This window comes from Granulicatella sp. 572.rep1_STHE (assembly GCF_001073445.1).
Lineage (GTDB): Bacteria > Bacillota > Bacilli > Lactobacillales > Aerococcaceae > Granulicatella > Granulicatella adiacens.
In genome coordinates, this window is the sequence record NZ_JVBO01000008.1 from 1 (window position 1) to 15421 (window position 15421).

General features: G+C 33.3%; 11 protein-coding genes. 2 read left to right on the forward strand and 9 right to left on the reverse strand.

From position 1 onward, the window contains the following. Positions 1-120 precede the first annotated feature (120 nt). The gene (locus ADH99_RS00200; RefSeq protein WP_049554475.1) at positions 121-1437 is read left to right on the forward strand and encodes an ISL3 family transposase; all 1317 of its coding nucleotides are present in this window, start codon (positions 121-123) and stop codon (positions 1435-1437) included. A gap of 52 nt (positions 1438-1489) precedes the next feature. On the opposite strand, the gene glgD is transcribed toward ADH99_RS00200, so the two are convergent. The 3 genes from glgD to glgB are packed head-to-tail and all read right to left on the reverse strand — an operon-like array spanning position 1490 to position 5636. Next, on the reverse strand, positions 1490-2602 hold the full coding sequence (gene glgD, locus ADH99_RS00205; RefSeq protein WP_039848801.1) for a glucose-1-phosphate adenylyltransferase subunit GlgD: 1113 nt from the start codon (positions 2600-2602) through the stop codon (positions 1490-1492). A gap of 1 nt (position 2603) precedes the next feature. Beyond that, positions 2604-3776 carry a glucose-1-phosphate adenylyltransferase gene (locus tag ADH99_RS00210; RefSeq protein WP_049554474.1) on the reverse strand — a complete coding sequence of 391 codons (1173 nt, stop codon included), beginning with the start codon at positions 3774-3776 and terminating at the stop codon, positions 2604-2606. Positions 3777-3791: 15 nt separating this feature from the next. Beyond that, positions 3792-5636: a 1,4-alpha-glucan branching protein GlgB gene (glgB, locus tag ADH99_RS00215; RefSeq protein ID WP_049554480.1), complete on the reverse strand. Its 1845-nt coding sequence runs from the start codon at positions 5634-5636 to the stop codon at positions 3792-3794. Positions 5637-5909: 273 nt separating this feature from the next. Between glgB and ADH99_RS00220 the strand changes: the two genes are divergently transcribed. Further along, positions 5910-7760 (forward strand): glycoside hydrolase family 13 protein, encoded by a 1851-nt coding sequence (locus ADH99_RS00220; protein WP_049554473.1) that lies wholly within the window; start codon positions 5910-5912, stop codon positions 7758-7760. 37 nt (positions 7761-7797) lie between these two features. Here ADH99_RS00220 and ADH99_RS00225 read toward each other — a convergent pair whose 3' ends face one another. The 6 genes from ADH99_RS00225 to ADH99_RS00250 all read right to left on the reverse strand — a co-directional run bounded on the left by ADH99_RS00225 (position 7798) and on the right by ADH99_RS00250 (position 15378). Further along, positions 7798-10194 (reverse strand): glycogen/starch/alpha-glucan phosphorylase, encoded by a 2397-nt coding sequence (locus ADH99_RS00225; protein WP_049554472.1) that lies wholly within the window; start codon positions 10192-10194, stop codon positions 7798-7800. Between the two features lie 18 nt (positions 10195-10212). Further along, a complete protein-coding gene (locus ADH99_RS00230; protein WP_049554471.1) occupies positions 10213-11631 on the reverse strand; it encodes a glycogen synthase in 1419 nt (472 codons plus the stop codon). A gap of 126 nt (positions 11632-11757) precedes the next feature. Then, entirely contained in the window at positions 11758-12231 is a 474-nt protein-coding gene (locus ADH99_RS00235; RefSeq protein ID WP_005605696.1) for a hypothetical protein, read from the reverse strand. Positions 12232-12343: 112 nt separating this feature from the next. Beyond that, complete coding sequence (locus ADH99_RS00240) at positions 12344-13573, reverse strand: CCA tRNA nucleotidyltransferase (protein WP_049554470.1); 1230 nt, start codon at positions 13571-13573, stop codon at positions 12344-12346. After that, complete coding sequence (locus tag ADH99_RS00245; protein WP_065427278.1) at positions 13566-14096, reverse strand: YpiB family protein; 531 nt, start codon at positions 14094-14096, stop codon at positions 13566-13568. Before ADH99_RS00245 ends, ADH99_RS00240 begins: the two co-directional genes overlap by 8 nt. 10 nt (positions 14097-14106) lie before the next feature. After that, positions 14107-15378, reverse strand: coding sequence for a tetratricopeptide repeat protein (locus ADH99_RS00250; protein WP_049554468.1), 1272 nt, complete (start codon positions 15376-15378; stop codon positions 14107-14109). Between the last annotated feature and the right edge of the window lie 43 nt (positions 15379-15421).

Sequence of the window (15421 nt, forward strand, 5' to 3'; positions counted from 1 at the left end):
TGGTTCTATAATTTTTAGGGTTGATGGAAATTTTCCACAACCCTATTTTAGTGTATACAAAAAGGCCAACATCCATTATATTAAAAGCGCCTAAACCTAATACAAAAGGATGATGACCATATGAACAATATACTAGAAGCTACGCTACAAATCAAAGATAAAAATATTATTTGGGATAATAAAGTTCAAGAGAAGATATTTAAAAAGAGAAAATCTTTATTTTATTCAGCTACATATACGCATAAACCAGAATTTTGTACCGTCTGTGGATGTGTTAGCCAAAATCATAATATTGTTAAAAATGGGACGAAAACTTCTCGTATCACTCTCTGTTCTGTTTCAGGCCTTCCGGCCTACTTAAATCTACGCAAGCAGAGATTTCTCTGTAGAGAATGCGGCTCTTCATTTACCGCAGACACTAGTCGAATTGTAGAAAAACACTGTCATATCTCGAAACGATTAAAAAACGAAATCAAATCAAAAATAAGTGAAACAGTATCTGAAACATATATCGCAAAAGAAACAAATGTTTCAGTTCATACTGTCAGACGTATCATAGATGATACAGCACGATTCTTAACGATTAAACCATTACATGATTTACCTGCGCATTTATGCTTTGATGAATTTAAATCCGTTAAATCTTCCGATAGTAATATGAGTTTCATTATTTGTGATAGCACTACACACAAGCTGGTCGATGTTGTACGAGATAGAAAATCTTACAATTTGAAAAGATATTTTCATCGTTTTGAGCCCAAGACTAGATTAATGGTAAAAACTATCTCAATCGACATGTACCTACCGTACATTCAATTAATAAAAGAAATGTTTCCTAACGCAAAAATTATCATTGATCCTTTTCATATCGTACAAGCCTTAAATAGAGAATTAAATCGTACTCGGGTACGTGTCATGAATAAGCATCGTTATAAAGACCCTAAATTATATCGAAAGTTAAAACACTATTGGAAGTTCATTTTAAAGAATCCTAACGAACTTCAGAACTATAAATATAATCGTTATAAGCTTTTTGAAAGTTTTATAACAAGTAAAGGAATCGTGGATTATATTTTGGAAAACAATCCATCTCTTAAAAATGATTATGAGGTTGTACATTCACTTCGTGAATGTATTCAAGCTAGAGATTATATAGAATTCAAGGAAATGATTGAAGCAGCTACACAATTAGACCTATCTTCTGGTTTAAAAAGAGTATTAAAAACTCTAATTACTTACCTGCCATATATTCAAAATACTTGTGAGCATCCAACTAGAACAAACGGACCTATTGAAGGAATAAACAATAAAATAAAAGTGCTCAAAAGAAATGCCTATGGCTTTAGAAACTATTATCACTTTAGGAACAGGATTATTTTAATAACAAAAATGTTTGGCCCAAAACAAAAAGGAATTAAGCAACAATTAGTTGCTTAATCCCTTCCTAATATTCTTCATCAACACTATTTGACAAAGAGCCATATTTATTTTAAACAGTTTTACCTTTATCTACCACTACTTGTACTTCTTCAGTTCCTGTAAGAACAGTATGCTGTTTAACAACTACACCTTTATCGGCAATTACATAATCCAGATGAGAACCTGTTTTTATAACCGCATCCGATAAAATGATACTATTTCGTACAACCGCGCCTTCTTCTACGACTACATCACGGAAGATTATACTATTTTCAACAGTTCCGTTAATTTTTGATCCATCACCAAGTATAGATCCTTTTACATCAGCGTTTTTACCATAAATAGTAGGCACTGTATCTTGTACACGTGTAATTATATCCGTTCCAGATAGAAATACATCCTTAAGATTATCAAAATCTAACATATCCATATTTAAATCATAATAATCTTTGATATTATTAACAACCTTCAAATAACCTTTAATTTGATATGCAAACACACGTAAAGTTTCTAAATTTTTTGCAATATAGTCTCTAAGAATATCTTCCCATCCTAGAGTTAATCCCTTCTTAACAATGCCATTGAAAAGTTCCTTGGTCAAAATGTAAATTTTTACTTGAGTAGCACAAATATTATCTGATCCATCAAAATGATAAAGAGACTCATATACTTTATGATTTTCATCAAAAATGATTTGTGATTCACCAACATTAGGCTTTCTATAAGTATAAGCAACCGTGATATCAGAACCCGTATCTAAGTGGTATTGGAACATTTCTTTAAAATCAATATTTCCAATAATATTGGTATCCGCTAAAATAACAAATTCTTCATCTAAACTTTGTGTATAAACCATCGTGTTAGCTAAAGCCTCAATTTTATTTTGAGGAATTCGCGTCGATAAATAATTAGACATAGGAGTAATAAATTTTAGTCCACGATTTTTTCGGTTCAAATCCCAATCCTTACCATGAGACATATGATCTAATAAAGATTTATAGTTATGGTTGGTAAGGACTGCAATATTATCAATGTTGGCATGCACAAGAGAAGAAATCATAAAGTCAACCATACGATAGCGAGAGATTACTGGCAATGCAGCTGCTGTACGATTTCGAACTAATCCTTGTAAATCATCATTTCTATAATTATCTGCAAATAGTACACAAAACGCTTTAATCATATTAGTTACCTCCAACTTTTGTATCTTCTGTAACAATCTCATCTTTACCAATTACGGTAATCATATCTTGACCAAGTTCCACTTCAGAATGCCCTACTGTTACTCCAGATTTTACAACAGTTCCTTCGGCAATAATTGAGTTAATAACTGTTGCTCCTTCTTCTATTACAGCATTTTGCATAATAATACTTCCTTGAACTTTAGCATTCTTTTCAATGGATACTCCAGAAGAAACAATAGATTCATGAACGGTTCCTAACACAATCGTCCCATCTGAAATCATTGAATCTGTTACTTGAGCACTATCTCCAATAAATTGAGGTAGTTTCCCTTCATGTCGATAGTAAATTTTCCAAGTTTTATCAGAGATATTAAATTCATCTCTACGTTTAATTAAGTCCATATTGGCTTCCCAAAGACTCTCAATCGTACCAACGTCCTTCCAATAACCAGCAAAAGGAAATGCAAAAATACGACGATTTTCCTCTAAGAGCATTGGAATAATATTTTTCCCAAAATCTTTTTCACTTTCAGGATTTTCCTCGTCACGAATTAAATACTCTTTGAGAACTTTCCAGTTAAAAATATAAATTCCCATTGAGGCTTTTGTTGAAATTGGATGTTCTGGTTTTTCAAGAAACTCAATGATTTGTAAGTCATCATTCGTATTCAAAATCCCAAAACGGCTCGCTTCTTCTAGTGGTACATTAATATGAGCTACTGTTAAGTCAGCTTCTTTTTCCTTATGGAAATCAAGCATCTTATTGTAATTCATTTTGTAAATATGATCCCCTGATAAAATTAAAACATATTCTGGATCATATTGTTCAATATATTTAATATTCTGATAAATGGCATTTGCAGTTCCTTTATACCATTCACCCGTTTTTCCAGCAGTATACGGAGGAAGAATCGTTAAACCTCCATCAACTCTGTCTAAATCCCATGGGTTACCATTCCCCATATAGGAATTCAGTTCTAGAGGCATAAACTGTGTAAGAACACCTACTGTGGAAATTCCTGAATTAGAACAGTTAGAAAGTGGAAAGTCAATAATTCGATATTTTCCACCAAATGGGACAGCTGGTTTGGCCATATCTTTCGTAAGAACTTGGAGACGTGTTCCTTGTCCACCAGCTAGTAGCATTGCAACAATTTCTTTTTTTCTTGCCATATGTTTATCCTCCGATTAATTATTATTAATAATATACAAAGTTGAAAACGGTGGTACATTTACCTCCAACGTATAATCAAACTCTTTATGTGGTTGAGTTTTTGTATGAAGAGTTCTATTGATAAGCCCACTTCCGTTATACTTTCTTGCATCAGAATTTAAAACAACCTTATAACTACCCCATTTAGAAACACCCAATTTATAATTTCTGATTAAGTTCCCTGAGAAATTAGAAATAACTAAAATTTCATCCCCAGATTCATTTATTCTAGAAAACGCGAAAACATTATTCCAAATATCTTGAACCTCATGCCACCTGAATCCTGACCATCCACCATCTAACTGCCATAATTCTGAATGTTTCTTATAAAAAGCATTCAAATCTTTCACATAACGATGAGTAGCATCGTGAATCGGATATTTTAGTAGGAACCAATCTAATTCTCTTTCTTCATTCCATTCAATAATTTGCGGAATTTCATTTCCCATAAAGTTTAATTTTTTTCCCGGATGTGCCATCATATATCCCATAAAGGCACGGTAATTTGCAAACTTATCTTCGTAAGATACCGGCGCTTTATCTACTAGAGATTTCTTTCCATGAACGACTTCATCATGAGAAATAGGTAAAATATAATTCTCAGTGAATGCGTACATCATAGAAAAAGTAAATTGATGATGAATTCCTCCTCTAAACAAAGGATCTGTTTCTAAGTAATCAAGGGAATCATTCATCCATCCCATATTCCATTTAAAGTGGAATCCTAAGCCTCCTTCTTCAACCGGTTTTGTTACCCCTTCATAAGAAGTAGACTCCTCAGCAATCATCATCACCCCTGGATAATGAGTTCTCACAAATTGATTCAGTTCTTTAATAAAATGAATCGCCTCAAGATTTTCAAAGCCACCGTATATATTTCTTGCTGACTCTTCTTCATTTCTACAGTAGTTATAAAATAACATCGAACTGACTGCATCGACTCTTAAGCCATCAATGTGAAACTTCTCAATCCAAAAAACAGCACTAGAAAATAGAAAAGATAGTACTTCTGACCTTCCATAATCAAATACCCTTGTTCCCCATCCTTTATGTTCTTGTTTTCGGGGGTCTCCATACTCGTAACAAGGCGTTCCATCAAATTCATATAATCCGAAAGCGTCTTTGGTAAAATGACCCGGAACCCAATCTAAAATAACTCCTATATTGGCTTTGTGGCATTCATCCACAAAATACATAAAGTCTTCAGGAGTCCCAAATCTAGATGTTGCAGCAAAAAAGCCTGTCACTTGATATCCCCATGATTTATCATATGGATATTCCGTAATTGGAAGTAATTCGATATGGGTATAGTTCATCTCTTTTACATAGGGAATCAATTCATCCACTAATTCTCGGTAAGAGTATGATTCTCCATTCTCTTTTCTCTTAAAAGATCCTAATTCTACCTCATATATATTTAAAGCATTTTGATATGGAATATTTCTTTGTTCTATCCACTTTGAATCAGACCATGTGAATTCAGGAAATTCATATACTTTTGATGCCGTATTGGGTCTTGTTTCCGCATGTCTTGCATACGGATCAGCTTTCCAAAGAAAATCTCCATTATAAGGAATGATGACATATTTATAAGCATCAAATTGCTTAATTCCTGGAATTGTTATTTCATAAATTCCATTATCATTTATTCGTTTCATAGCATATTTAGTAGGTTCCCAATTACAAAATTCACCAGTCACATAGACTTCTTTGGCATTAGGAGCCCATACTCGAAATGTACAACCTTCTTCAGTTAGAAAGTTACCCAAATAATCATAACTATGAAAGTTTCTGCCTTCATGAAATAAATATTCTGCCATTTGTTGCACTTGACAATCACTCCTTTTCAAATCGCTTTACTATACAGATAAGCGTTTTCAAGTTCTGGATAAAAAATTAGAAAATGTTACTAGTTGAACAATTTCTCTTTTATAAATTATATCATATTTTTTTAATTTTCCTATACTATTGTGTGAATTTTCATGTTATTTATTGTTGTATCTATAATATTTTTCAATTCTTCGTTTTGTTATCACTTTTAAGAAGTTTGTATTACAATGAAACTAGATTTATAAATAAAAAGGAGGTTACTAATGATTCAATATCACTCACTTATGAATAAGTATCCTGCTGGTGCAGTGACCAATGAACAATCTGTCTTTATACAAGTAAAAGTGACTAAAGACACTCCTCTTTCATCGTTACAATTAATTCTTAAAGAAGATTTTACTCAAAAAATACATGTGTTACATCCAAGTCTATCTAAGATTGAAGCTGATGGGACACTATATACTTTTGAAATTTCTAAATTAGATACCGGTCTTTACTTCTACTACTTTGAGGTTCGATCAGAAATCGGGATGTATTTTTTAAGCAATAACAAATTTCAGGCAGTTCCTACACTCTACTTTGATGAAGTGAATTGCTGGCAATTAACTGTATATGATAAAGAATTCCACACTCCAGATTGGTTTAAAGGTGGAATTATGTATCAAATTTTCCCTGATCGTTTTAAAAAAAGTAACAAATATAAAGCCCCAATTGCTCGTAATGAAGAGGTTCGAATTAAACACTCTGATTGGAATGATAATCCCGATTCAGGAATCACTCATGAAAATTATAAAGCTCAAGATTTCTTCTTAGGAAATCTAAAGGGAATTGAAGAGGAACTAGAACACTTTAAAAAACTAAATGTTAATTGTATTTATTTGAATCCAATTATGGAAAGTCCAGATAACCATCGGTATTCAACTGCTGACTATTTTAATGTCGATCCGTATTTAGGTACAAATGGTGACTTTAAGGAGTTATGTGAGCTTTTCAAAAAGCATGGTATCCATATTATTCTAGATGGTGTATTCAGCCATACTGGTGATGATAGTATTTACTTTAATAAACAAGGTCACTATGAAAGTAATGGTGCCTTTAATTCAATCAATTCTCCATATTATTCATGGTTTAATTTCATGCACTACCCTGATACCTATCATTCATGGTGGGGATTTTCCAACCTTCCTACCGTTAATAAGTTAAACAAATCTTATATGGATTTTATCAATAATCCAAGCGATGGGGTTCTCCCATTTTGGCAACATTTAGGAATTTCTGGTTGGCGACTAGACGTGGCGGATGAATTTCCTGACGAGTTTTTAGATGAACTTCGGACAACAGTAAAGAAAACCGATTCTGAAGCACTTATTATTGGAGAAGTATGGGAAGATGCGACAACTAAAGTAGCTTATGATCGTCGTAGAAAGTATTTCCTTGGAGAACAATTGGATAGTGTAATGAATTATCCTTGGAAAAATGCAATTATAGAGTTTATTAAAACAAAAGATGCTTCAGCATTAAAATATGCTCTTGAAGAAATCATTGACCATTATCCAAAACCTGCTTTAGAAGTATTAATGAACTTATTAGATAGCCATGATACTGAACGCATCTTAACATCTCTTGGTTTTAATAATACTGAGGATGTCCCTCTCCACGAACGACCTACTTTAGAGTTATCTGGAGATATGCTAGAAGATGCTATTAGGAAACTAAAAGTGGCAAGTTTTATCCAATTCACGATTCCTGGTGTTCCATCTATTTATTATGGAGACGAGATTGGAATGCAAGGATTTAGAGACCCATACAATCGTAAAACTTTTGATAAAGCAAAAATGAATCAAGAGATTTTTGAACATTATTTGTCTCTAACAAAATTTAGAAATGATTATAAAGAAGAGTTCAAAGGAGATTATAAAGTTATTTACTGTCAAGATGGTTGTTTAATTTATCAAAGAGAATCTCTTATTTGTGCCGTAAATATCAACAACCATTCTCACTTCGTAGAAGGATTACATGGTAAACAATTATTTTCTAGCACTCCTACACGTAACCATCCTAAAGGATTAATCATTCCATCTGTTGGGTTTGCAGTTTATAAAATCAAAAAATAAAAAGAAGATTATCACGGTTGTGATAATCTTTTTTTATTTAGCCTTCTACCTTTTTTATATGCCATATCTCTTTAGCATACTCTTCCACAGAACGATCTGCTGAAAATATTCCAGCGTTTGCAATGTTTGCTAGACTCATCTTCATCCATTTATTGGAATCATTATAGGCTTTTTCAATACGTTCTTGTGCTTCAACATAGCTATCAAAATCTGCAAGACACATATAATGATCTTGAGTTAATAAATAATCCACGATGAAGTTGAAATTCATTCCACCAACCGTCATTGTACGGATGAAATCAAGAACTGTCTTAATCTTAGGTGAACGATTATAGTACTCCCATGGTTTATAACCTTGAGCATATAACGCTTCTACTTCTTCTGTTTCTAGCCCGAAAATCACGATATTGTCTTCTCCTACAGCTTCGTAGATTTCAACGTTCGCTCCGTCCATTGTACCAAGAGTCACTGCACCATTTAACATTAATTTCATATTACCTGTACCACTAGCTTCTTTACCTGCTTGAGAAATTTGTTCACTGACATCCGCAGCTGGCAAAATGATTTCTGCTAACGTTACTTTGTAGTCTGGAATAAATACTACCTTAATATATTCACGCACTAATTCGTCACTTTCAATCATTTGAGAAATCGAGTGAATGAATTTAATAATGTTTTTCGCCATTTGATATCCTGAAGAAGCTTTCGCAGCAAAGATAAATGTGCGTGGTGTCGGACGTAATCCGCTGTATTTAATCTCATGGTAAAGATACACAATGTGCAAAGCATTTAATAATTGACGTTTGTATTCATGTAATCTCTTCACCTGTACGTCAAAAATTGAATGAGGATTTACTGAAATCGCAAGAGTTTCACGAATATAGTCTGCTAACTGCTCTTTTTTCTTTAGTTTAATTTCTCTAAGTGCCTCTAAAACATTTTCGTCATCCTTATAGGCATTTAATTTAGAGATGCCAGAAAGATCTTTAATAAAATCATTTCCAATTAATTGTTCTAAATAAGAGGCTAGCTCCGGATTGGCTTGTCCTAACCAACGTCGATGAGCTATACCATTCGTCACATTTCCAAATTTTCCTGGATATAATTCGTTGAATGCTTTAAAAGTATCACGAACAAGAATATCACTATGCAGTTTTGATACCCCATTCACATAATGACTTCCTACAATTGAAAGATTGGCCATCTTAATCATATCGTCATAAATAATCGCTGTATCACTTAAGGTATATTCTTTTCCTTGTTCCATTACCCATAAACAGAATCGTCTATTAATTTCTTCAATAATAGAATAAATACGAGGAAGAATTGGTTGGAATAATGAAACTGCCCATTTTTCCAAAGCTTCTGCCATAATCGTGTGGTTTGTATAAGCAAATGTTTTTGTCGTAATTTTCCATGCTTTGTCCCAATCATATCCATATTCATCCACTAATAAGCGCATTAATTCAGCAACACCCATAGCAGGATGGGTATCATTAATATGAAGCGCAACGTGTTCAGAAAAGTTTTCTAATGTACCAAATTCATGGTAATGGTTCTTCACTAATTGTTGTAATGAAGCACTAATAAAGAAGTATTGTTGTTTAATTCGTAACTCTTTACCCTCGTTAGTAACGTCGGCTGGATATAATAATTTAGAAATAGAAGACGCAATTGCTTCAGCCTCTGATGATTTAGTATATTCACCACGTTCAAACAGCTTCATATTGAAGCCAGTTTTGGCTTTTGCTTCCCATAGACGTAGTGTATTTACTGCAGAAGCGTCATATCCTGAAATCAATAAATCATAAGGTTCTGCTTGGATAGAGGTGTAATTTTTATGGATTACTTTTAAACCCGTATCTGTCATCACTTGTTCTAATTCCCCATAGAAACGGACCTCTACTTCTTCATCATGACGGTAAACTAGTCCATACTTTCCTAAATCTAACCATTGATCTGGAAACTCTTGTTGCCAACCATTAGTAATAACTTGTTTAAAAATTCCATATTCATAAAGAATAGAAAACCCTGTTACAGGATACTCATTACTTGTTAATGCATCTAAATAACAAGCAGCAAGTCTTCCAAGACCACCATTTCCAAGTCCTGGGTCTGGTTCCATATTGTAGATTTCATTTAAAGAAAAATTATTTTCTTTTAAGTAATTTTTTGCTTCCGATTCAAGTCCTAAATTAAATAAATTATTTCTTAAAGTACGACCCACTAAGAATTCCATAGACATATAGTAGGCACGTTTCTGACGAGTTTGTTTTAAAGTTTGTTCATAACTAAACTTCTTTTCCATTAAAATATCACGAACAGATCTCATTAATGCTTCATAGACTTGTCGTTTACTCGCGTTTGAAATAGTAACACCAAATTGATTCTTTAACGAATTGTCAACACGACTTACTAAGCTCTTATCAACCATTTATTTTCCTCTTTCTTCTTACAGCACTTCATGATACAACGACAAATATTGTTTAGCAGATTTTTCCCAGCTAACATCTTTATTGAGATTATTTTGGATAATTTGATTCCATTCACCAGGTGATTGATAGAAACAAGTTACTGCACGATAAATTGCATCCATCATATCTCCCGATTGGAAACTTTCAAACGTGAATCCATTTCCTTCTACTCCAGTAAAAGGAATTACGGTGTCTCGCAATCCACCTACACGATGTACCACAGGGACTGTACCATATCTCATTGAGATTAATTGTGACAAACCACAAGGCTCGGTTTTAGAAGGCATTAGGAAAATATCACTGGAAGCATATATTTTTGCGGACATTTCATTGGAAAATAGAAGAATGCTGCGAACTCGATCATGGCGATAATTTTCGAGAGAACGTAAAGCACTCTCATAATGAGCGTCACCGGTTCCTAACACAACTAACTGTGCCCCTGTTCTTAAAATATCTTCGCTAGCCTGCAAGAGAAGGTCAATTCCTTTTTGATGAGTTAATCTTGTAACCATACCAATTAATGGAATATCCTCGCTTACTTCTAATCCTAACTCTTTCTGAAGTTCTAACTTATTCTTTACTTTATCTTCAAAAGTATGGATATCATAGTTAATAGGAATAATCGGATCTGTTTTAGGATTAAATTTTTCAATGTCAATTCCATTTAAAATCCCTTTTAATTTTCCTTGTTCAACAATTAAAATTTTATCTAATCCGTAAGAAAAATAAGGATCTAAAATCTCACGAGCGTAGGTTTCGCTAACAGTATTGATACGATCCGCAAGTTGAATAGCACCTTTTAATAAATTCAAATCACCATTATAAATTAACGCATCAAAATATTTATTATCTAGCCCAAATAGATTGCCCATTTCATACGGGTTAAATCGTCCTTGAAACTCAATATTATGAATCGAAAGAACGCTTTTCATATTTTTGTAGAAATCTGCTTCTCTACTCTTCAACACATCTAAATAAATGACAGAAAGAGCTGTATGCCAATCGTTTACGTTAACAATGTCTGGTTTAAAGTCAACACCAGGTAAAATCTCAAGAGCAGCTTTAGAAAAGAAAGCAAATCTCTCACCATCATTGGCTTGTCCATAGATACTCTCTCTCTTAAAGTACTGTTCATTATCAATAAAATAAAACGGAACGCCGTCAACTACAGTTTCAAATATTCCACAATATAAGTGTCTCCAACCTAAATCAACAAACTGATATCCTCTATATTTTAAACCAAATCGTTCACGATCAATGCTAGAATATAGGGGCAATACTACTCGAGCATCTATTCCCAGTTCACGAAGCGCCTTCGGTAGAGAGCCAATAACATCTCCTAAACCTCCAACTTTCACGAAAGGAGCTGCCTCAGCTGCAATAAAACATACTTTCATACTCTCTCTCCTTTAAATTATTCTGGCTTCATTATACCTTTAAAATTTGAAAAGAACTAGCCTCTTATATAAAAATTTTAATATAAAAAAGTCTAAGACAAAATAGTCTTAGACTTTCTAAATTCATTAAATTTCAGGGTAGATATCTTCTACAGATTTTTCAGGATCAATTACGATAAATAAGTTTCCGTGAGATCCAATAGCTGAACTTTGGAATTTGTTGTCATTTCCATCTTCATCTACAGGGCTGTATGGGAAATAAACGCGGTCAGTTTCAACAACTACATCTGATTTTGGATGATTTCCATCTAAATATAAAATATCCATTAATTCAATATCGCTATATTTTTTAACACGTTCGAACATACCTAATTCTAATCCACCTAAGTTAATGTCTTCAGACATTACGTGGTCAGCTTCTGGTAAGATTTCAATACGTAATGATTCACATGGGTGAATTTCTTGGAATTCTCCACCGTTAATACGTCCAAATGAAGTTGTAACTTTTTTAATCCATAAGTCACCAATCAAACGGCGATTAATCGTCCATGTTTCTCCATTTCTAAATACAAATCGTAAACCTGACATAACCTTTTTCATATAGGGTCACTCCTTAAAATATTATTGCTTACAAGATTAATTTTACCATTGAAACGCCTTTCATTCAAGACTTAATACTAATAAATGAAAAAATGAAATTGATTTCATAGCATTAATCTTCGAGAAAATGGTTCCTTATCCAATCAACAATTTCATGGTTTTCATTTTTTAATTTATTAGAGAGTATGGCCTTCTCAACTGCTTGAAGAACTTTCCCTATCTTTGGCCCCATTTTTTCAAGCTTTAATGCTTCTTTTACACCAAATCCATCTATCTGAATATCTTGCATAGAATGAATAGGTAAAGTTTTATACACTTGAGTTAAAATATTATGATTTTCAGTTCTACCAAGTCCAGGGAGTAATCCTTCAATTTCAATAGCAATCCTTTCTGAACATTCGTATGCCATGAATGAATCCCACTCTTTATCTAAACGATTAAGAAGCGTTTGATATCCTATCAACGTCTCAGAAATTTGCTCATTTGAAGATTTCCAATTTTTTAATACTTTTTTTAGCTCGGAAACACTTAATTGATTATAATACGCAAATAAAACCCACGCTTGAAGAATCGACATAGAACTCAATGGAAACTCTCCAATTCTTTTCAATGTTTCTCTAGAATTTGCAAAATCCGGACATGATTGATACAAATCTGATTCGATAAATGCAAGAAACGCATTGTTACGATGCAAACTAACAATCATTTTCTCAAATTCTACCTTCATTCGCTCCACCGCAACACGTTCTAAATTACTTTTCAGAACACGAATGGCATTAAAAGTCTTCGATTCTATTGTAAAACCTAATTGACCTGCAAATCGTATAGCTCTCATCATTCGAAGGGCATCCTCATTAAAACGCTCCATAGGATTTCCAACACATCGAATGATAGAGTTTTCCAAGTCTTTAAGTCCATCAAAATAATCGACAATTTCTTCTTGATCATTAATAGCTAATGCATTAATGGTAAAGTCCCGTCTCATTAAATCTTCTTCAAGACTTCTAACAAAGGTAACAGAATCCGGATGTCTAAAATCTTGATAAGTCCCTTCCGTTCTAAAGGTTGTAACCTCATAACTATCTTGATGATAAATGACTAGCACTGTACCATGTTCAATACCTACATCAACCGTATGAGTAAACAAAGATTTAACTTCTTCTGGTGTCGCGCTTGTTGCTATATCTACATCAGAAATCTCTTTACCCAACACTAAATCTCGAACGGACCCTCCAACAAATACTGCTTCATGTCCAGCCTTCTTTAAGGTTTGTAAAACAGGTAAAGCTGCAACAAAAAGTGGAACCGATAGAATGTCAATTTTTCGATTAAATTTATTCATTTTCTAACTCCTTTAATCGATTTGTTAATTGCATAAAGAGTTCTGAGTCCATTTTTTCAAGTGCTTCATTGATTTCTAGTTTTAACTGCGAGATTTGAACTTCCTTTTGAATGGTTTGTAGTTCTTCTGTTACAGAATCTATTTCATCAAGTTCTGAAATGAAATACGGATTCTTTTCTAACACACCAAAACTTACCATACTTTTATATGCGTTTGGAAAATCAAGTTCAACGAAACAATCTTCTTTCCAATGAAGACGCATATCATGAAAAGCAACTTCTGGATTATCAAAAGAGGTGCCTTCTTTAAAAAATAAGAAGGATTCTTGAGCAGGTTTAATCGTCGAAAACAACATTCCTTTTGGAGTTGCTTCTACATGTTCAACAAAATGAATTTGTTTTAATAATAATTCATGGTTTAAAAGATAATTTAAAATCCAAAGGGATTCTCTTCTTTTTAAAGAATGGTTCGAGATAAACCACGAAATAAACTTTTTCTTGGTTTCTAAACTTGGGTTAAACATATTACCACTCCTATTCTTCAAAAATAAATGAATAACGAATAAACTCTGGATTAAACGGATCTAATTTCAAAGCTTCTTGTAAAACTACTTTTGCTTGTTCCTTTCTACCTTCTTCAATCATAAATCGAATGTAATCTTCATAGAATTCTAAGGAACTTTCCCCTGCTTCATAGGCATTTTGATAGTTCTTGAATGCTTCACTGTACTCTTCCATTGCTTCATAAGTTTTCGCAAACAAGTAAAGAATAACTGCATCTTCTTTTGTTTCTAGACTCTCAAGAAATGCAATACTTTCCTCATATTCTTCTTCATCATTCAATGCTTCAACATAGCTTGTCACATTGAGAATTGAATCATTATTTAAGTTTACGGCTTCTTTTAATTCAAGTAATCCTTCCTGTTGATTCCCTGTTGTAATTTCAATTTGTCCAAGAATACGATGTGCTTCATCGTTCAATTCATCAAAAGCAATCCATTTCTTAGCATAGGCTTTTGCTTCCTCATCACGTTTTAAGATTAAAAGACATTGAATTACGTTTAGTGTCACTTCACTATTTTCAGGTTCACGTTCCAGAAGTTCCATATAGTACTCGAGAGATTTCTCATAATTGCCCTCAATGGACTCATACGAAGCCATTTGAGTGAGTAAATCACTTGATAGCCCGTCAATACTCTCTTCCCCAATAAATTGCTCTAAGGGCTCTTTATTTCCCATTCTCAAAGTTGCTTCAACATACAATTCTTGTGCACGTTCCTCTTCCCCAGTTTCCTCTGGATTTTGCTTTAAGAAACGCTCTAAGAAAAAGGCGCTACGTTCGAAACTACCCGCTTCAAATAATAATGTTCCTAAGTAGAAATCAATGATAGCTTCATCCGGTTCCAAATCTTTTGCTTTTAAGAGTTTTTTCTCTGCTAAATCAAAGTCCCCTTCTTCACGATATGCTTCTGATTGTACCACCAATACACTTGGATAGTCTGGATCTGTTTCTGGAATATCATACAGAATCGATAACGCTTGGTCTGTTTCACCTTCAGCAACTAAAATTTCAGCTAGTAAAATCGTCCAAATCGCTTCATCTGGTTCAACTTCTGTAAGTCGTAACAAAGCCCTTTTTGCTTCTTCATAGAACCCGATGGATACAGAATATGTTGCCAAGTCCGCCATCTCTTGAAGGTCATTTTCTGGGTCAAAATGATCAAAAAATCGATGATAAGATTCATATACTTTTTCAATATCTTGTTCTTCTAAAGCTTGTTGTATCTCTTTAATTACTGTAGTCATAAATTCTCCTTGATATAATAAAAACTATTAATAAATATGTATA

What these genes read in the sequence shown, in the direction of transcription:
- ADH99_RS00200 (WP_049554475.1), top strand. Translation starts at nt 121, where the DNA reads ATGAACAATATACTAGAAGCTACGCTACAAATCAAAGATAAAAATATT.
- glgD (WP_039848801.1), bottom strand. Translation starts at nt 2,602, where the DNA reads ATGATTAAAGCGTTTTGTGTACTATTTGCAGATAATTATAGAAATGAT.
- ADH99_RS00210 (WP_049554474.1), bottom strand. Translation starts at nt 3,776, where the DNA reads ATGGCAAGAAAAAAAGAAATTGTTGCAATGCTACTAGCTGGTGGACAA.
- glgB (WP_049554480.1), bottom strand. Translation starts at nt 5,636, where the DNA reads ATGGCAGAATATTTATTTCATGAAGGCAGAAACTTTCATAGTTATGAT.
- ADH99_RS00220 (WP_049554473.1), top strand. Translation starts at nt 5,910, where the DNA reads ATGATTCAATATCACTCACTTATGAATAAGTATCCTGCTGGTGCAGTG.
- ADH99_RS00225 (WP_049554472.1), bottom strand. Translation starts at nt 10,194, where the DNA reads ATGGTTGATAAGAGCTTAGTAAGTCGTGTTGACAATTCGTTAAAGAAT.
- ADH99_RS00230 (WP_049554471.1), bottom strand. Translation starts at nt 11,631, where the DNA reads ATGAAAGTATGTTTTATTGCAGCTGAGGCAGCTCCTTTCGTGAAAGTT.
- ADH99_RS00235 (WP_005605696.1), bottom strand. Translation starts at nt 12,231, where the DNA reads ATGAAAAAGGTTATGTCAGGTTTACGATTTGTATTTAGAAATGGAGAA.
- ADH99_RS00240 (WP_049554470.1), bottom strand. Translation starts at nt 13,573, where the DNA reads ATGAATAAATTTAATCGAAAAATTGACATTCTATCGGTTCCACTTTTT.
- ADH99_RS00245 (WP_065427278.1), bottom strand. Translation starts at nt 14,096, where the DNA reads ATGTTTAACCCAAGTTTAGAAACCAAGAAAAAGTTTATTTCGTGGTTT.
- ADH99_RS00250 (WP_049554468.1), bottom strand. Translation starts at nt 15,378, where the DNA reads ATGACTACAGTAATTAAAGAGATACAACAAGCTTTAGAAGAACAAGAT.